The following is a 17,218-nucleotide window of genomic DNA, read 5'->3' as shown; positions in this document are numbered from 1 at the left end:
AGCAGGCTCGGAGGAAATGAGGAGACAGGATATGAGCAAGCCCAATCGCCCCGCCGGGATCATGACAACCGCAATCCATGCAGGTGATCCGCCGGATCCTTCGACCAATGCGTCGGCCCCGCCGATCCACATGAGTTCGACATATATTTCCGAAGACGTGGCCGGGTTTTCTGCGCATGATCTGACCCCGGACAGCCCTTATGTCTATTCTCGTTGGGCTAACCCGACGGTGACGGGGCTGGAAACAAAGATCGCGGCCCTGCAGGGCACCGAAGCCTGTCTTGCCACCGCATCGGGCATGGCAGCGGCGGCGGCGATTTTTTTCACCTTTCTGTCCGCCGGGGATCATCTGATCATTTCGGATGTCTCATATGCCGGTGTTGCCGAACTGGCCCGGGAAACACTGCCGCGCATGGGGATCGAGGTCACCGCAGTCAACATGTCAGACCTGAACGCGGTTGCCGCTGCGATTCGTCCCAATACGCGCCTGATCCACATGGAAACGCCCGTGAACCCGATTGGGCGCCTGACCGATCTGGCCGCGATTTCCGAACTCGCGCGACAGACAGGCGCGCTGATGAGTTGCGATGCTACTTTTGCCTCTCCGATCGGAATGGACACCGTGGCGCTGGGTGTGGATCTGACCATGCATTCGACCACCAAATATATCGGCGGGCATGGCGACGCGGTGGGCGGAGCGGTGGCGGGACCGGTGGAACTGATCGCGAAAATGCGGGCCGAAGCCGGAATTCATCACGGCGGCGTTCTGTCGCCGTTCAACGCGTGGCTTATCGCGCGCGGCGCAGCCACCTTGCCCCTGCGGATGAAAGCGCACCAATCCGGGGCGCAGGCCGTCGCAGAATGGCTGGAGGCCGATCCGCGCGTGATGCAGGTGATCTATCCCGGGCTGGCCTCACACCCGCAGTCGGAACTGGCGGCGCGACAGATGTCGAACACATCGGGCATGATCTCGTTTCAGGTCGGTGACGCCGCAACCGGGGAACGCATTGCACAGCAGATGATCGAGCGGTTGCAGGTCATTCACTATGCAGTATCTCTGGGCCATCACCGTAGTCTGATTTTCTGGATGGGAACCGAGGGCCTGATGGACACATCCTTTCAGTTGCAGGGCGCGCAACGAGAGGATTATCGCGCCTATGCAGGCGACGGGATTTTCCGGCTGTCGGTCGGGCTGGAGGATGCCGAAGATCTGATTGCCGATCTGGACCGAGCGCTCGGGTAAACCGGATGCTCCCGCCCTCGTGGCTGCATCAAAGATGCGTCCTGGCGGGGTTGGGCGTGGCCGCGCGCTAGGGCGCGCGGCGGTACCGCCTAACCTTTGACCTGACCGCAGACCGGGCAATCGGTGCGGTTGGAGAGTGAAATCTTGCGGCTTTCGCCATAAAGCGCATCGTAAATCAGCATCTCACCCAACAGCGGCTGCCCGGCCCCGGTGATGAGCTTGATCGCCTCAACCGCCATCATTGATCCGACAACGCCAGGAAGTGGTGCAATCACCCCGGCCTCGGCGCAGGACGGAGACAGCCCGGCAGCTGGAGCTTCGGGGAAAATGCACTGATAGCACGGGCTGCCGCCTGCGGGATGAAAGACGCTCAGCTGCCCTTCCCACTGGGACAAAGCGCCGGAAATCAGTGGCTTGCCAAGCGCGACGGCTGTTTTGTTGGCAAGATAGCGGGTTTCGAAATTGTCGGTGCCGTCCAGGATCAGATCATAGTCGCCAAACAAATCGGCGGCGATGTCATCAGTCAGGCGGCGGTGATAGGGTCGGACGATCACGTTCGGGTTCTGCGCCACCATAGCCTGCTGCGCTGAAAACACCTTGGGCATTCCGATATCGGCATCCCGGTGAATCACCTGACGCTGAAGATTTGCATTTTCAACTACATCGTCGTCAATCACACCGATGGTTCCCACACCGGCAGCGGCCAGATATTGCAGGACCGGCGCGCCCAGACCGCCTGCGCCGATCACCAGAACCTGCGCCGCCTTCAGCCGCTTCTGACCGGGGCCGCCTAGTTCACGCAACACGATATGTCTGGCATACCGCTCCAGTTCCGTATCACTGAATTTATCTGATTGCACAGCAGGCTCCTTGATCGGGGAAGATGCCGCCCGGTTGCGCAGCGCCTTCAGCAGCCTGCTATAAAGCAGAGCCAGCAACGCAAAACCACCCAGGATCAGCCAGATCGCCGCCGATCCCCCGGTCGCTTCGCGCAGCGGGTGTCCGTCGGGCAATATCAGCTGCGCAAGGACCACCCCGGCCAGCAGGATCGCAACCGCGGTTGCCCGCGCCGGTCTGGACACGCCCGCAATGTATCCCAGACCCCAAATCGCGGCCGCAACGACAAGAACCGCCAGCATCAGCCGCGCCCGGTCGAGCCGAAACCGCCCTGCCCCCGCACGGTATCACCCAGACCATCGACGAGCTCGAAGGCGGCCTGCACTACCGGGGCCACCACAAGCTGGGCAATACGTTCACCATGGGCGATCTCGAAAGGCTCGTGCCCGGCATTCAGGACAATCACGCCAAGCGGGCCGCGATAGTCGCTGTCGATGGTGCCCGGCGTGTTCGGCAGGGTGATCCCGTGTTTCAGCGCCAGTCCGGATCGGGGACGCACCTGAACCTCGTAACCTGCCGGGATTTCTATCCGCAAGCCGGTCGGCACCAGAGTGCGTTGCCCCGGATCAAGCACGACGGGCATCCGGTCCGGAAAGTTGGCCCGGACATCGGCGCCAGCCGCACCTGAAGTTTCATACGAAGGAAGGGCGACATCCGGGTCGGTCCCTTCTTCGCGGATCACGCGGATTGCAACCATTCCAGCGCCCCTTGTTCTATCTTTTCCAAAACTCACTGCCGGACATAAACCCGCTATCCGACCAGTGCGGTCGCGATCCTTTGCGCCAGCTGTTTGGCCACCGCATCCTTGCCCATTCTCGGCCATTCCTCATGCCCGTCACCGGTAATCAGAACGACGGCATTCTCGGATCCACCCATGATCCCGGTCGCGGGGCTGACGTCATTGGCTACGATCCAGTCACAGCCCTTGCGTGCCCGCTTTGCCGTTGCATGTTCGATGACATTGTCCGTTTCGGCGGCAAAGCCAACCACCAGTGCGGGACGGCCTTTGTCCAATTGTGAAACACGCTTCAGAATGTCCGGGTTTTCGGCAAATTCCAGAACCGGCAATCCGTCCCGGCTTTTCTTCAGCTTCCGGTCAGAGGCGCTTGCCACCCGCCAATCTGCCACCGCCGCGGCAAACACCCCGGCATCAACCGGCAGACACGCATCCACGGCGTCGGACATCTGTTGTGCGGACTCGACACGGACTACCTCGACCCCATCGGGAGGCGCCACATCGGCGGGACCGGTCACAAAGATCACGTCGGCGCCCAGCGCTGCCAGCGCTCGTGCAACAGCGGTGCCCTGCGCACCCGAGGACCGGTTCGCGATATAGCGCACAGGATCAATCGGCTCGTGCGTGGGGCCAGACGTGACCAGAATACGTTTGCCCGTTAGCGGCCCTTCCGCCAGGGCCGCTTCGATCGCCGCAACGATCTCAAGCGGTTCAGACATGCGCCCCGGGCCATATTCACCACAGGCCATGTCACCTTCGTTCGGACCGACAAACCGAATTCCGTCCGCCATAAGCTGCCGGTGATTGCGCCGTGTCGCGGGATGTTCCCACATGCGGACGTTCATGGCGGGTGTCAGAAGAACCGGCGTATCGGTTGCCATTAACAGCGTCGAGGCCAGATCACCGGCAAGACCACCTGCCATCTTGCCCATCAAATCCGCTGTGGCAGGCGCCGCGACGATCAGATCGGCAGACCGGGACAGCTGAATGTGCCCCATCTCGGCCTCGTCCGTCAGATCGAAAAGATCGCGATACACCTTTTCGCCCGCCAGCGCGGAAACGGACAGGGGCGTCACGAACTCTTCCGCCGCGCGGGTCAGAACCGGAGTGACCGAGGCGCCCCGCTCTTTCAACCGCCGGATCAGATCCAGCGACTTGTAGGCCGCAATACCGCCGCCGATGATCAGCAGAATACGTTTGGACGCAAGCATGCCCAGCCTTTCCTAAATCCGCTCGGTTCTGACATTAGGCAACGGTGCCAAATTCTTCCAGCGGATATTCCGGACCTGTCAGTCCTGTGCTTCGAACGCTTTGCAGGGGTTTTCCCGTTCGGCGGCAGGGCTGTCGATTACGGCATCGAATTCACCCTCGACCACGCCATCTTCGGACTGACCCAAGACAAAGACCTTCAGGCCCGGTTGCAAACGCGACAGAAAGGTGGGGACACCACGGTCCTTGCGGGCATGACCGTTTCCGGTGATGACGGCAACCGGTCCGTCCGTTTCCTCGACCGCGCGCAGAACGGCGCGGGCAAGAACCGCGTCCCGCAACCTTTGAATGGCCACAAAATTCGGGAGCGTTTCGGGCGGCAGTGCGTTGCAGTGTGCCGCCTGCTGATCCGCTTCGCGCGCGGCCTGATCTTCGGGCGGCAACGGAATATTCAAGCCAAAGCGTGCGGCATCTGCACCAAGCGCGGTGGCCGCGCCGCGTTCCATCGCGGCCTTGGCAGCCTCGCGCGGGACCATGGCGCCATAGACAGGCGCCTGCGACGCTTTGAACACCGGCAGATACATCGTAAGCGGCGGCCATCCCAGTTCGGCCCATCTCAAAATCCGCGCCAGTTCCTCGGGGTCCGAAACCGCCTTCTGATTCAGACGCTCCGCGCCCTCTTCGGTCACCATTTCCCAAACTACAGCGGTGGGTGAGATGGCCCCGACCGCCTCTTCCTGCACCAGATGATGCTGGGGATTGTCATGGGTTTCGCCCAGAATCACGACATCCGCCGACTTCATTTCCTGAAGAACGTCGTCAGGTATCAGTTCTGATGCGAGGACCGGCATGGCCGGAACGGCAGAAAAACTCAGAATGGTGCAAACCAGAATCGCAAGATGTCTCATGCGAAGAACTGTTGCACCTCGCGCGATTGAGCTTCAAGGTTCTTCCGCATCTTAGTAAAGGCTGCCGCCTCAAGCTGGCGCACGCGCTCTTTCGACAGATTCAACTCCTGCCCAAGACTTTCCAGCGTCCGCGCCGGTTCGCGCAGCTTGCGTTCGCGCACAATAAAACGTTCGCGTTCGTTCAGCGCCTGCATTGCCGACAGCAGCCACTCGCGCAGTTGTTTCGTGTCGTGACGGTGCTGGACGAATTCCGCCGCCTGCTCTCTTTCGTCTTCCAGTATGTCGATCCACTCGCGCCCGTCCTCTTCGGTGGACTGCACTGCGTTTAGAGAAAAGTCCGATCCCGAAAGCCGCCCTTCCATCATCTCGACATCGCGCAGAGGCACACCGATTTCCGCCGCGATCATCTGATGAAGCTGGTGCTTGTCCAGATTCACGCCATCTGTCGCCGCCTCGCGCTCAAGCCTGGCCTGTACACGCCGCATGTTGAAGAAGAGGGATTTCTGCGAAGATGTCGATCCTGTGCGCACCATCGACCAGTTGCGCATGACATAGTCCTGAATGCTGGCCTTGATCCACCACACCGCATAGGTCGAAAAACGTACGCCCCTGTCGGGGTCGAACTTGTCAGCGGCCTTCATCAGGCCCAACCCGGCCTCCTGAATCAGGTCGTTCATAGGCGCACCATATCGTTTGAACTTTGCCGCCATGGAAATGGCGAGTCGCATATACGCGTTTATCAGGCGGTGCAGGGCCTGCTCGTCGCGCTGGTCTCTCCACGCATAGGCCAGACGCAGTTCGGTTTCCGCATCGAGCAGTTCTGCCTTCATCGCTTGTCGCGAAATTGACAGGTCTCGCGGGTTGTCCAGTGCCATGCCGTTCTCCCCCATACTACAGGCGTACCTACCGGTCTTGCCATGCGCGTCTGTGGTCGATACGCAGGTCGAAACCGGGTGGATCACTAGAAAGGTAATAAAAGTGCATCCCGATTTAATGTTAATTCTTGGTGGGGCAGCTTCGGGAAAGTCCGCATTTGCGGAGCAACTCGTTGTTTCACATGGGAAAGATCAGATTTATGTCGCTACATCACAAGTGTTTGATGATGAGATGCGATTAAAGATTGTGCAGCATATTGCACAACGCGGACCCAATTGGACGACAATCGAGGCCCCTTTGGACCTTCGACCGGTATTATCGAAGTTGGACGATAAACAGATTTGCCTGATCGACTGCGCGACCATGTGGCTTAATAATCACCTTATGGAAGACAGCGATCTGAAACAGGCGCAGGCAGACCTGCTTGACGCGCTGGCCACGTGCCGGGCGCGGGTCGTTATCGTTTCGAACGAGGTCGGACAGGGCATCGTTCCGGACAACGCCCTTGCCCGCAAGTTCCGCGAGGCTCAGGGACGGCTGAACATTGCCCTGGCGGCGCAGGCCGATCTGGTTGTGCAGGTGACTGCCGGATTGCCACTGGTTCTGAAGGGGCAATTGCCGTGACCCGTTTGCACATGGTCCGGCATGGTCCGACACATGCCAAAACCATGGTTGGATGGTCCGATCTGCCTGCCGACCTAAGCGACCGTGCCGCAATCGCGCGCCTGCAATCTTATCTGCCGAACAGGGCTACTGTCGTTTCCTCCGACCTTTGCCGCGCGGTCGATACCGCCACCGCAATTCTGGGAAACCGTCCGCGGTTGCCGCATAATCGAAACTTACGGGAAATCCATTTCGGAAAGTGGGAGATGCGGACCTTCAACGATATCGAGACCGAAGACCCCGAACTTGCGCGGGCATACTGGGAATCACCGGGCGAGGTCAGACCACCAGATGGCGAAAGCTGGAACGACGTTTGCACGCGGGTTGATGCGGCGATTGACGCTCTGATTGATGATCACACCGGCAAAGACCTGATCGTCGTCGCCCATTTCGGAGTCATCCTGACGCAGGTGCAGCGGGCGTTGAAACTGGATGCGTATCAGGCATTTTCGCACCGGATCGACAATCTGTCGGTCACCGACCTGACGAAATCCGACGATGGCTGGTCTGTGGGCAGGATCAATCATCGCCCGTGATGCCGGTGCCCACAAAATACCGTTTTACCGTCTGTGCAACAGCACTCATTCTTGCCCCATGACTTACGATCTATTTATCGGCGACCGCCTGTTTTCAAGCTGGTCCCTGCGTGGGTGGCTGATGCTCGAGAAATTCGGCATCCCGTACCGCACTCATATGGTTGGATTGTATTCCGGCACCATGGCCCGGGATATGGAAGCACTTGCCCCCGCCCGGCTTGTACCCGCCCTGCGCCTGCCGGATGGAACGGTTGTCGGCGAAAGCCTTGCCATGGCCGAAACGCTGGCCGAAAAGCATCCGGATGCCGGGCTGTGGCCGGACGATCCGTCAGCTCGGGCAACGGCGCGGTGGTTGTGCGCAGAAATGGTCGGTGGATTTTCCGCGTTGCGGGCAGAATGCCCGATGCAACTGCTGCACTGCTACACGGGGTATTCGCCATCACCCGAAACCCGATCGGATCTTGAGCGCGTCGAAGCCCTGTGGCGGCACGCCCGGTCCGTCTCTGGGGCACAAAAGGGTCCGTTGTTCGGGCGCTACTCGCTGGCGGATGTGTTTTACACTCCGGTGGCCGCCAGAATTGTCGGATATGGATTGCCGGTCTCATCCGACGCTCTGGACTACTGCCATACCCTGCTGGCTGATCCGGCGGTCGTACAGTGGCGGGAAGAGGCACTGAAGATCACCTATGATCCGTTCCCCTATCCGGTAGATGCCGCCGTGCGACCATGGCCTGACCCGGTACCTGCCTAAGAGCTGAGTTCCGCGTTAACGCTTCTTAAACCGCGACCATGGCAGCAATCACCTGTTAACCATAAGCAGGGGAATCATGGTCGCCCGCGCCCATACAGTCGCATTTCAGGGGGTCGACGCCCGCCCGGTCGAGGTTCAGTGCGCGGTATCGCCGGGCCTGCCGGCATTTTCCATTGTCGGCCTGCCAGACAAGGCCGTCTCGGAAGCGCGTGACCGGATTCGCAGCGCGCTGAACTCAATGGCGATCGCGCTGCCTTCGAAACGCATCACTATCAACCTGTCGCCCGCCGATCTGCCAAAAGAGGGCAGCCATTTCGATCTGCCCATCGCAATGGCGCTTTTGGCTGCGTTGGAAATCATCCCTTTTGATGCGGCCGAAAGTGCTGTGGCGTTGGGGGAATTGTCGCTGGATGGCTCACTGATGCCGGTTGTCGGGGCGTTACCCGCCGCGATGACGGCGGCCACCGACTCGCGCATTCTACTGTGCCCGCGTGCCTCCAGCGCCGAGGCCGCCTGGGTCGATGCCACACAGGTCATCGGCGCCGGTTCGCTTGGGGATGTCGTCCGGCATTTCTCTGGCCAGTCGCCACTGGCCGTTGCCCAGCCCGGCGAAGTCGACCTGACACCCTGCCCGCGCGACCTGCGCGATGTGAAGGGGCAGGAAAGGGCCAAACGGGCGCTCGAAATCGCGGCAGCGGGGCGGCACCATCTGATCATGATCGGCACACCCGGGTCGGGTAAATCCATGCTGGCTGCACGCATTCCCGGCATTCTGCCGCCGCTGACCCCGGTGGAGGCTTTGGAAACGTCGATGATCCAGTCTCTGTGCGGATTGCTGGACGAAGGCGGCATTAGCCGGACCCGCCCATTTCGCGAACCGCATCACACGGCGTCGATGGCGGCAATTGTCGGCGGCGGAAAAGGGGCAAAACCCGGAGAGATTTCGCTGGCCCATAATGGCGTGCTTTTCATGGATGAATTCCCCGAGTTTCCAAGAACCGTTCTTGAAACACTCAGGCAACCGATTGAAACCGGCGAGGTCATGGTGGCAAGGGCGAACGCACATGTGAAATACCCCTGCCGCTTCATGCTGATCGCCGCTGCCAACCCGTGCAAATGCGGGTATCTGACCGATCCCCATCGCGCCTGTTCACGCGCGCCCTCCTGTGGAGAGGACTATCTTGGCCGGATATCAGGCCCGTTGATGGACCGCTTCGATCTGCGGCTGGAAGTGCCACCCGTCGAATTCACCGATTTGGACCTCCCTGCATCCGGCGACAGTTCGGAAACCGTCGCGCGCCGCGTTCAGAAAGCGCGGGACATTCAGGAAATGCGGTTCGAGGACAATCCGACAATCCGACAAAACGCGGATGCCGAAGGCAAGGCGCTTGAGGAGATTGCGACCCCGGACGAAGAAGGCAAACAACTGCTTCTGAAAGCGGCGGACCGGTTCGGCCTGTCCGCCCGTGCGTATCACCGCATCATGCGTGTGGCCCGCACCATCGCCGATCTGGACGGAGCGCCGGATGTGCGCCGCCCACATGTTGCCGAGGCGCTGAGTTTTCGCATCAGCGCCTCGGCAATAGCTTAGACTTTGGCTTCAATCGCCTGCCAGATCTTTTCGGCAACGTTGATGCCATTGAACCGCTCCAGCTCCTGAATGCCGGTCGGTGAGGTCACGTTGATTTCGGTCAGGTAGTCGCCGATGACGTCGATCCCGACGAATATCTGCCCCTTCTCTTTCAGCAGCGGACCAATTGCGGCGCAAATCTCCAGATCGCGTTCCGACAGGCCGATTTTTTCCGGGCGACCCCCAACATGCATGTTCGAGCGTGTTTCACCCTCGGCAGGAACCCGGTTGATCGCGCCGACCGGCTCTCCGTCCACCAGGATGACGCGTTTGTCGCCATTGCGGACATCAGGCAGAAATTTCTGAACGATCAAAGGTTCGCGCGAGAATCCGGTGAAAAGTTCGTGCAGGGAAGTCAGGTTCCGATCATTGGCATCCAACCGGAATACCCCAGCGCCCCCGTTTCCGTAAAGCGGCTTCAGGATGATATCGCCGTGTTTTTCCTTGAACTGCTTAATGGTCTGCAAATCCCGCGCGATGGTTGTCGGCGGCGTCAGGTCGGGGAAATCCAGCACCAGCAGTTTTTCGGGATAATTGCGCACCCAGAACGGATCGTTCACCACCAGTGCCTGCCCCTGAAGACGGTCCAGCAGATGGGTGGAGGTGATGTAGTGCATGTCAAACGGCGGGTCCTGCCGCAGCCACACCACGTCAAAATCGGCCAGATCAACTTCGCGCTCGGGACCCAAAACAGCCGGGTCGCCGGGGATACGCTGCACTGTCATGTCCTGACCGCGCGCGGTGATCCGACCTTCCTGATAGGCCAGTTGGTCCGGCCCATAGAAAAACAGCGTGTGCCCACGCGCCTGCGCTTCTTCTGCCAGGCGGAACGAGCTGTCCGCGTTGATGTCCACAGCCCCGATCGGGTCCATCTGAAAGGCGATTTTCATGGCAAGTCCCTCAAATCCACGCCCGTTACATGGCGTAGCATTGCTGAGGGTTCAATGGCGATCAGTCCAGCCCGAAGGCGTTTTCGATGATTTGTATGTTTCCGACCGCATCCACCAGCGCTGCATCAAAGCGCACATTCGTAAGCTGGCCCTGCGGTTCCTGCGCCAGATACTGCGCCGCCGCGTCGTATATACGTCTCATTTGACGCCTGGCCAGCCGGTTTGCTGCCGCTTCGAAACTGGCGCTCTTTTTGACTTCGACAAACACCAGACCTTCGGAGTTCCTGAAAATCAGATCTATTTCACCAGCCGCGCCGCGCCAGCGCTGATGTGCGATCTGATAGCCCCGTCTTTCATATTCTGACGCAACGCTCAGTTCAGCAGCCTGCCCCGCGTGAAACGCCCTTGAGCCCTGAACGGATCGCTGCGCCATGTCATCCTTTTCCCAGTTTCAGGGCCTGTTGATATACGGGACGGCGCGGCAGATCGTACATTTTTGAAACCAGATCCGCCGCATCCCGAACCGAATGCGTTTCCAAAGCCGTTTTCAGAGCTTCTTCTATGTCCAATTCGTTAACACTTTGCGAATGGGCGCGATCCACCAGCAGGACAACTTCGCCTTTGACATTTGCATCGCCATATAGCGCGGCCAGTTCGGCAAGCGTTCCGCGCCGCGTCTCTTCGAACTTTTTGGTCAGCTCGCGGCAGAGCACGGCGTGGCGATCCCCGCCCAGAGTTTCAGACATGTCCGCCAGACTGGCAGCAACGCGTTTCGGGGATTCGTAGAACACAAGCGTTCCCGGTATCTGCCGCAATGCCTCAAGCCGGGACCGCCGTGCGCCAGAGGCGTTTGGAAGAAAGCCCGCGAAAAAGAACGCATCCGTCGGAAGACCAGCCAGAGTCAGCGCGGCAAGAACCGCCGAAGGTCCCGGTGCACAGGTCACCAAATGGCCTGCCTCAGTCACCTGCCGACCCAGATCATAACCCGGATCGGCGATCAGTGGCATTCCGGCCTCGGAGGCGTAGGCGACGGATAAACCCTGACCTAAAGCTTCAAGGATTTTACCGCGCGCGCTGGGTCCACTGTGATCGTGATAAGCCAGAATGCGACGGCCTTCCAATGGAACGCCGTGAATGTCCATCAGCTTGCGCAGGCTGCGTGTGTCTTCGGCTGCGATCAGGTCTGCGGAGGCCAGAATATCCAGCGCCCTGAGCGTAATGTCGCGCGCCGTACCGATCGGAGTGGCGACAAAATACAGCCCGGGGTCCAATCTGACCTTTTGGAAATTCAAAGCTGGACCCTCTCTGCGTGACGTTTATTATCGCGGCTCAACAAAGTGCGGCGTTGATGCCGTCGGATCAGGGAGTTTTGATTTAGATGTTTACCGTTTGCAAGCCTGCTCGCAAACTGGCGCTTTCCGCCATTGCATTGATGACCGCGGCATTTCTGGCTGCCTGCGAACCGACTACAGTCGGCGGTGGCGGACCTTCGATCAACACTTCCGAACCGGTCCCTGTGGCTTTGCTGGTTCCAAGCGGGTCGCCGCAGGCGGGTGACGCGGCGCTGGCCCGAAGCCTTGAAAACTCGGCAAGGCTGGCCATGGCCGATCTGCAGAACGTTCAGATCGATCTGCGCGTGTACGATACGGCGGGCAACGCCAATGCTGCCGCCGCAGCGGCACAGCAAGCCGTGAATGACGGCGCCAAGATCATTCTGGGTCCGGTATACGCACAGGCGGCAAATGCGGCAGGTCTTGCGGTGCTGAGCAAAAACGTCAACGTCCTTTCTTTCTCGAACAACACCAGCATCGCCGGCGGCAATGTTTTTGTGCTGGGGCCGACCTTTGACAATACCGCCAACCGGCTGGTGGATTTTGCTGGAAAGCAGGGAAAATCCGGCATGGTGGTCGTGCATAGCAATGATGCCGCCGGGCAACTGGGGCAAACGGCCATCGCCAACGCCCTGAGCGGCAGCCGGGTGAGCAATGTGGGCACGGTCGGCTTCGACAGATCGCAGCAGGGCGTGATCGATTCCGTTCCTGCCATCAAGGCAACCGTGGACGCCTCGGGCGCGGATTCGATTTTCCTGACCGCAACCACCGCAGGAGCGCTGCCGCTTTACAGCCAGCTGTTGCCCGAGGCCGGAGTTTCGCCTGCGACGACTCAGTTCATCGGCCTGACGCGCTGGGATATTCCGCAGCAAACACTGGATTTACCGGGGGTTCAGGGCGGCTGGTTCGCGTTGCCGGACCCGGCGAAGGCGCAATCCTATCGCGCGCGGTACCAGACCACCTATGGTCAGGCGCCGCACCCGATCAGCGGCCTTGCCTATGATGGTATAGCGGCAATCGGTGCGTTGGTCGGCCAAGGGAAATCGGACGCTCTGACCGGATCTGCCCTGACGCAACGGGCAGGGTTTCAGGGTGTCGGCGGCATCTTCCGTTTGCTGCCGAACGGGACTAATGAAAGAGGCATGGCCGTGGCCACGATCCAGAACAGACAGGTGGTTGTGATTGACCCTGCCCCGCAAAGCTTCTCTGGTGCCGGTTTCTGATCCTGCGGTGCAACTGCCGTTGCCCGAGGGCGAGCTGATTTGCCCAGCCGAGGCGATTTTCGACGCAGCAGATGTTGGCGTCAAAGTCGCCAAGGCCCATGAGAACAGCAACGACAACACCGAAATGCGCGCTGAAGTTGTGCGCATTTTGCGTGACGTGCAGAAATCGGGCCGGGATGCCATAGCGCAGGCCTTCGCCGGGCGCCCATTCGATGCCCGCGCCCTGACCCGGGCCTATACCTATCTGACGGACGGTCTGGTTTGTACGGCGCTGGACGTTGCCAGCACCTATCTGCATCCGCTGGCCAACCCGACTCAGGGCGAAAAAATCGCGGTTCTCGCCGTTGGCGGTTATGGCAGGGGTGAAATGGCTCCGTTTTCCGACGTCGACCTGCTTTTCCTTACACCCTACAAGATCACCGCCTGGGCCGAGAGCGTGATCGAATCCATGCTGTACATCCTGTGGGATTTACGGCTGAAGGTCGGGCATTCGTCGCGCACGATCCGGGACTGCATGCGTCTTGGGGCCGACGATTTCACCATCCGGACCGCAATGCTGGAGCAACGGTATCTTGCGGGTGACAAACCGCTTGCCGATGAATTGGAGGCGCGCCTCAGATCAGAGCTGTTCAAAGGAACGGAACGCGAGTTCATCGAGGCCAAGCTGCAGGAAAGGGACGAGCGCCACCACAAGCAGGGTGAGCGTTATATGGTCGAGCCCAATGTGAAAGAGGGCAAGGGCGGCCTGCGTGACCTGCAGTCGCTGTATTGGATTGCGAAGTATGTCTATGGGGTTCACGACGTCGCCGAGCTTGTGCCGCTGGGCCTGTTCACCCCCGAGGAGTTCGAGACCTTCGTTCAGGCCGAAAATTTCCTGTGGGCCGTCCGGTCACATCTGCATCTGGTCACGCGGCGCGCAACCGAACAGCTTACGTTTGATCTGCAGGTCGAAGTTGCCGACCGCATGGGATACGAGGATCGCGCTGGTCGGCGCGCGGTCGAGGTCTTTATGCAAAGATACTTCCGCGAAGCCACGCGCGTTGGTGAGCTGACCCGGATTCTTCTGACCAAGCTGGAGGCGGTGCACATGAAGGGCGCACCGCTGCTGGAGCGTATCTTCCGCCGCCGCCCAAGGGTCAAACAGGGATACAAGGTGGTGCACGGTCGGCTGGATGTGGACGAGCCCGCGAAATTCCTGGCGAACAAGATGAACCTGTTGCGTCTGTTCGAAGAAGGGTTGCGTACAGGCATGCTGATCCATCCCGATGCGATGCGGCTGGTTTCTGCAAATCTGAATCTGATCGACGATGACATGCGCAACGACAAAGAAGCGCAGCGCATTTTCCTTGATCTGATGCTGAAACACGGCAACCCGGAGCGTGCATTGCGCCGGATGAACGAGCTGGGCGTGCTGTCGGCCTTTCTGCCGGAATTTGAACACATCGTGGCGATGATGCAGTTCAACATGTATCACAGCTATACGGTGGATGAGCACACGATCCAGTGCATCATCAATCTGGCCCAGATCGAACGTGGTGAACTGATCGAAGAGCTGCCACTAGCATCGTCGATACTGGAGCGCGGGGTCAACCGGCGGGTTTTGTACGTCGCCCTGCTGTTGCATGACATCGCCAAGGGCAGGCCCGAGGATCACTCCATACTGGGGGCCAAAACCGCCCGCACCGTCGCTCCGCGACTGGGGCTGAACAAGGCGGAAGCCGAAACGGTGGAATGGCTGGTGCGCTATCATCTGCTGATGTCGGACATGGCGCAAAAGCGGGATATTTCCGACCCACGGACGGTGCGGGATTTTGCCAAGGCGGTAAAAACGGTCAAACAATTGGACCTGCTAACGGTTCTGACGGTTTGCGATATTCGCGGCGTCGGACCAAATACATGGAACAACTGGAAAGCCACTCTGCTGCGGGCGCTGCACGCCGAGACCAAGCGCGCACTGGAAACTGGGATGGAGGACCTCAACCGTGCCAATCGCGGGGCCGAGGCCAAGAAGGCGTTGCGCGAGGCGCTCGAAAACTGGTCCAAGGGCGATCTCAAGACTGAGACCGGCCGCCACTATGATCCGTACTGGCAGGGCCTGAACCTGTCCACGCATGTTGAATTCGCAGAAATGCTGCTGGCGCTGGAAGAAAGCGGCGCGCCCAGCGCGATGGAGGTCCGCCTGCATCCCGACATCGACCGGGACGCAACGCGCGCCTGTTTCGCGATGGCGGATCACCCCGGCATCTTTGCCCGCATCGCCGGAGCGCTGGCACTTGTTGGTGCAAACGTGGTGGATGCGCGCAGCTATACGACCAAAGACGGGTACGTGACCGATGCCTTCTGGATTCAGGATGCAGAGGGCCGACCTTACGAGGCCGCGCGCCTGCCGCGCCTGACCCAAATGATCCACAAGACCCTGAAAGGTGAAGTGGTTGCGCGCGATGCGCTGAAATCCCGTGACAAAATCAAGAAGCGGGAAAAGGCGTTCAACGTGCCGACGCATATCACCTTCGACAATGACGGGTCCGAGATTTACACGATTATCGAAGTGGACACCCGTGACCGGCCCGGTTTGCTGTATGATCTGACACGCACTTTGGCCGCCGCGAATGTCTATATCGCCAATGCCGTCATCGCGACCTATGGCGAGCAGGTTGTAGATACGTTCTACGTCAAGGATATGTTCGGTCTGAAATACCATTCCGAAGCCAAGCAGCGCGGGCTGGAGGCCAAGTTGCGTAAAGCCATTACCGAAGGTGCGGAGCGCGCGGCCTCATGAAACCCATCCGGTTGCTGTCGGGCTTTTTCACCGTGGGGTTCTGGACCCTTGCCAGCCGGATACTGGGGTTCCTTCGGGAAATTCTGCTGACCGCCTATATCGGCCCAGGCCCGGTTATGGATGCCTTTGTAGCGGCCTTCCGCCTGCCCAACATGTTTCGCCGGTTCTTTGCCGAAGGCGCATTCAACGCCGCCTTCGTGCCAATGTTTTCGAAACGGTTAGAGGGGGACGAAGACGCCGAAGGGTTCGCGCAGGATGCGTTCAATCTGCTGGCCGTTGCGGTTCTGGCCTTGGTGGGGCTGGCGATGGTTTTCATGCCCGCGCTGGTCTGGATCACTGCCGAAGGGTTCTATGGCGATGAACGTTTCGACCTGGCCGTCGACTATGGGTATGTGGTGTTCCCCTACATCCTGTTCATGGCATTGGCGGCCTTGTTTTCGGGCGTTCTGAACGCCACGGGTCGGTTCGCGGCAGCCGCCGCCGCTCCAGTGTTGCTGAACATCTTTGCGTGTACTGCCCTTATCGCCGGAGCTGTTTCGGGCGGCGAAATCATCAGGTGGCTGATCGCGGTTATCCCTGTTGCGGGCGTGGCGCAGCTGGCGCTGGTGTGGGTGGCGGCAGAACGGGCCGGTGTGCGTATTCGTCCGGGTCGACCCCGTCTGACGCCTGAAATGCGCCGCATGGTGCGGATAGCTGTGCCCGCCGCGCTGGCCATGGGGGTGACGCAGGTCAATCTTGTTGTCGGTCAACTTGTGGCCTCAAAGACCGAAAAAGCTGTCAGTTGGTTGTTTGCTGCTGACCGGCTGTATCAGTTGCCGCTGGGCGTTGTGGGTATCGCCGTCGGGATTGTTCTGCTGCCGGATCTTTCGCGAAGGCTGCGCGCGGGCGACGACACCGGGGCGCGTAACGCATTTTCGCGCGCCGGTGAATTCACCATGCTGCTTACACTGCCCTCGACCGTGGCCTTCCTGATCATTCCGCTTCCGCTGGTCTCAGTGCTGTTTCAGCGCGGCCAGTTCAGTGCCGAGGATTCAGCAGCCACAGCGTTGGCGGTTGCAATCTATGGTATCGGATTGCCCGCCTTCATGTTGCAGAAACTGTTACAGCCGCTGTTCTTTGCACGCGAGAATACACGGGCCCCCTTCCGCTATGCGGTCGTTGCCATGATCATCAACGCCGTGCTTGCCTTTGGTCTTTTTCCGGTGGTCGGCTGGATCGCCCCGGCCATTGCTGCCTCGGCGGCAGGCTGGGCCATGGTCGCACTTTTGGCCATCGGTGCGCGGCAGATGGGGGACGTTGCCCGCTTTGACGCGCGTATGAAACATCGCGCATGGCGGATTGCGGCGGCATCGCTGGGGATGGGGGTCATCTTGTTCGTGGCCGTTCACAGTTTTGGCTGGGCTTTCGAGCTTCCCGGCTGGCGTTATCTGGCATTGCTGGCGCTGATTGTGGTTGCGGCAGGCGCTTATTTCGCGCTTGGCCACGTGTTCGGCGCGTTCAGGGCATCTGAATTCAAAAAAGCCCTGCGCCGATCCTAGTCAGCACT

16 protein-coding genes are annotated in these 17,218 nt (G+C 59.9%); 8 read left to right on the top strand and 8 right to left on the bottom strand.

Features of this window, described 5'->3' with window-relative positions; genetic code table 11:
* Positions 1 to 31 precede the first annotated feature (31 nt).
* Positions 32 to 1,243 carry a trans-sulfuration enzyme family protein gene (locus tag ACR0NW_RS16865; protein WP_480451424.1) on the top strand — a complete coding sequence of 404 codons (1,212 nt, stop codon included), beginning with the start codon at positions 32 to 34 and terminating at the stop codon, positions 1,241 to 1,243.
* 89 nt (positions 1,244 to 1,332) lie between these two features.
* Here ACR0NW_RS16865 and ACR0NW_RS16860 read toward each other — a convergent pair whose 3' ends face one another.
* The 5 genes from ACR0NW_RS16860 to ACR0NW_RS16840 form a co-directional block, all read right to left on the bottom strand.
* Entirely contained in the window at positions 1,333 to 2,382 is a 1,050-nt protein-coding gene (locus tag ACR0NW_RS16860) for a HesA/MoeB/ThiF family protein (RefSeq protein WP_480451425.1), read from the bottom strand.
* Positions 2,382 to 2,837, bottom strand: a complete 456-nt coding sequence (gene dut / locus ACR0NW_RS16855; protein WP_480451426.1) for a dUTP diphosphatase — start codon at positions 2,835 to 2,837, stop codon at positions 2,382 to 2,384. The genes ACR0NW_RS16860 and dut overlap by 1 nt, the downstream gene beginning before the upstream one ends.
* Before the next feature lie 53 nt (positions 2,838 to 2,890).
* Entirely contained in the window at positions 2,891 to 4,087 is a 1,197-nt protein-coding gene (coaBC, locus tag ACR0NW_RS16850; protein WP_480451428.1) for a bifunctional phosphopantothenoylcysteine decarboxylase/phosphopantothenate--cysteine ligase CoaBC, read from the bottom strand.
* A gap of 78 nt (positions 4,088 to 4,165) precedes the next feature.
* A complete protein-coding gene (locus ACR0NW_RS16845) occupies positions 4,166 to 4,993 on the bottom strand; it encodes a ChaN family lipoprotein (RefSeq protein WP_480451429.1) in 828 nt (275 codons plus the stop codon).
* Positions 4,990 to 5,868, bottom strand: a complete 879-nt coding sequence (locus ACR0NW_RS16840; RefSeq protein ID WP_480451431.1) for an RNA polymerase factor sigma-32 — start codon at positions 5,866 to 5,868, stop codon at positions 4,990 to 4,992. Before ACR0NW_RS16840 ends, ACR0NW_RS16845 begins: the two co-directional genes overlap by 4 nt.
* 118 nt (positions 5,869 to 5,986) lie before the next feature.
* On the opposite strand from ACR0NW_RS16840, the gene cobU reads away from it, so the two are divergent.
* The 4 genes from cobU (at position 5,987) to ACR0NW_RS16820 (ending at position 9,410) form a co-directional block, all read left to right on the top strand.
* Positions 5,987 to 6,493 carry a bifunctional adenosylcobinamide kinase/adenosylcobinamide-phosphate guanylyltransferase gene (gene cobU, locus ACR0NW_RS16835; protein ID WP_480451656.1) on the top strand — a complete coding sequence of 169 codons (507 nt, stop codon included), beginning with the start codon at positions 5,987 to 5,989 and terminating at the stop codon, positions 6,491 to 6,493.
* Positions 6,490 to 7,068 (top strand): histidine phosphatase family protein, encoded by a 579-nt coding sequence (locus ACR0NW_RS16830; protein WP_480451432.1) that lies wholly within the window; start codon positions 6,490 to 6,492, stop codon positions 7,066 to 7,068. Before cobU ends, ACR0NW_RS16830 begins: the two co-directional genes overlap by 4 nt.
* Before the next feature lie 58 nt (positions 7,069 to 7,126).
* Positions 7,127 to 7,819, top strand: coding sequence for a glutathione S-transferase (locus ACR0NW_RS16825; RefSeq protein ID WP_480451434.1), 693 nt, complete (start codon positions 7,127 to 7,129; stop codon positions 7,817 to 7,819).
* A 76-nt stretch (positions 7,820 to 7,895) separates the two neighbouring features.
* Entirely contained in the window at positions 7,896 to 9,410 is a 1,515-nt protein-coding gene (locus tag ACR0NW_RS16820) for a YifB family Mg chelatase-like AAA ATPase (RefSeq protein ID WP_480451435.1), read from the top strand.
* Here the strand turns inward: ACR0NW_RS16820 and gshB are convergent.
* From gshB to rsmI, 3 genes are all read right to left on the bottom strand, one after another.
* Positions 9,407 to 10,339, bottom strand: a complete 933-nt coding sequence (gene gshB / locus ACR0NW_RS16815; protein ID WP_480451437.1) for a glutathione synthase — start codon at positions 10,337 to 10,339, stop codon at positions 9,407 to 9,409. The genes ACR0NW_RS16820 and gshB overlap by 4 nt on opposite strands.
* Positions 10,340 to 10,400: 61 nt before the next feature.
* Positions 10,401 to 10,772 carry a YraN family protein gene (locus tag ACR0NW_RS16810; RefSeq protein WP_480451439.1) on the bottom strand — a complete coding sequence of 124 codons (372 nt, stop codon included), beginning with the start codon at positions 10,770 to 10,772 and terminating at the stop codon, positions 10,401 to 10,403.
* A 1-nt stretch (position 10,773) separates the two neighbouring features.
* Complete coding sequence (rsmI, locus tag ACR0NW_RS16805) at positions 10,774 to 11,631, bottom strand: 16S rRNA (cytidine(1402)-2'-O)-methyltransferase (protein WP_480451441.1); 858 nt, start codon at positions 11,629 to 11,631, stop codon at positions 10,774 to 10,776.
* 86 nt (positions 11,632 to 11,717) lie between these two features.
* Between rsmI and ACR0NW_RS16800 the strand changes: the two genes are divergently transcribed.
* From ACR0NW_RS16800 to murJ, 3 genes are read left to right on the top strand one after another with little or no spacing between them, the layout of a single operon-like run.
* On the top strand, positions 11,718 to 12,893 hold the full coding sequence (locus ACR0NW_RS16800; RefSeq protein ID WP_170654761.1) for a penicillin-binding protein activator: 1,176 nt from the start codon (positions 11,718 to 11,720) through the stop codon (positions 12,891 to 12,893).
* The gene (locus ACR0NW_RS16795) at positions 12,853 to 15,672 is read left to right on the top strand and encodes a [protein-PII] uridylyltransferase (RefSeq protein ID WP_480451443.1); all 2,820 of its coding nucleotides are present in this window, start codon (positions 12,853 to 12,855) and stop codon (positions 15,670 to 15,672) included. Before ACR0NW_RS16800 ends, ACR0NW_RS16795 begins: the two co-directional genes overlap by 41 nt.
* Positions 15,669 to 17,210, top strand: coding sequence for a murein biosynthesis integral membrane protein MurJ (murJ, locus tag ACR0NW_RS16790; protein ID WP_480451445.1), 1,542 nt, complete (start codon positions 15,669 to 15,671; stop codon positions 17,208 to 17,210). Before ACR0NW_RS16795 ends, murJ begins: the two co-directional genes overlap by 4 nt.
* Positions 17,211 to 17,218 lie beyond the last annotated feature (8 nt).

The organism is Ruegeria sp. CF5 (assembly GCF_056537325.1).
Note: the sequence above shows the minus strand (reverse complement) of the source record. Positions and strands in the feature narration are given on the sequence as shown.

Coding starts and splice junctions, on each gene's coding strand:
- ACR0NW_RS16860 (WP_480451425.1), bottom strand. CDS start 2,382: ATGCTGGCGGTTCTTGTCGTTGCGGCCGCGATTTGGGGTCTGGGATAC.
- ACR0NW_RS16840 (WP_480451431.1), bottom strand. CDS start 5,868: ATGGCACTGGACAACCCGCGAGACCTGTCAATTTCGCGACAAGCGATG.
- ACR0NW_RS16845 (WP_480451429.1), bottom strand. CDS start 4,993: ATGAGACATCTTGCGATTCTGGTTTGCACCATTCTGAGTTTTTCTGCC.
- ACR0NW_RS16800 (WP_170654761.1), top strand. CDS start 11,718: ATGTTTACCGTTTGCAAGCCTGCTCGCAAACTGGCGCTTTCCGCCATT.
- ACR0NW_RS16810 (WP_480451439.1), bottom strand. CDS start 10,772: ATGGCGCAGCGATCCGTTCAGGGCTCAAGGGCGTTTCACGCGGGGCAG.
- cobU (WP_480451656.1), top strand. CDS start 5,987: ATGTTAATTCTTGGTGGGGCAGCTTCGGGAAAGTCCGCATTTGCGGAG.
- ACR0NW_RS16820 (WP_480451435.1), top strand. CDS start 7,896: ATGGTCGCCCGCGCCCATACAGTCGCATTTCAGGGGGTCGACGCCCGC.
- ACR0NW_RS16865 (WP_480451424.1), top strand. CDS start 32: ATGAGCAAGCCCAATCGCCCCGCCGGGATCATGACAACCGCAATCCAT.
- ACR0NW_RS16825 (WP_480451434.1), top strand. CDS start 7,127: ATGACTTACGATCTATTTATCGGCGACCGCCTGTTTTCAAGCTGGTCC.
- gshB (WP_480451437.1), bottom strand. CDS start 10,339: ATGAAAATCGCCTTTCAGATGGACCCGATCGGGGCTGTGGACATCAAC.
- dut (WP_480451426.1), bottom strand. CDS start 2,837: ATGGTTGCAATCCGCGTGATCCGCGAAGAAGGGACCGACCCGGATGTC.
- coaBC (WP_480451428.1), bottom strand. CDS start 4,087: ATGCTTGCGTCCAAACGTATTCTGCTGATCATCGGCGGCGGTATTGCG.
- murJ (WP_480451445.1), top strand. CDS start 15,669: ATGAAACCCATCCGGTTGCTGTCGGGCTTTTTCACCGTGGGGTTCTGG.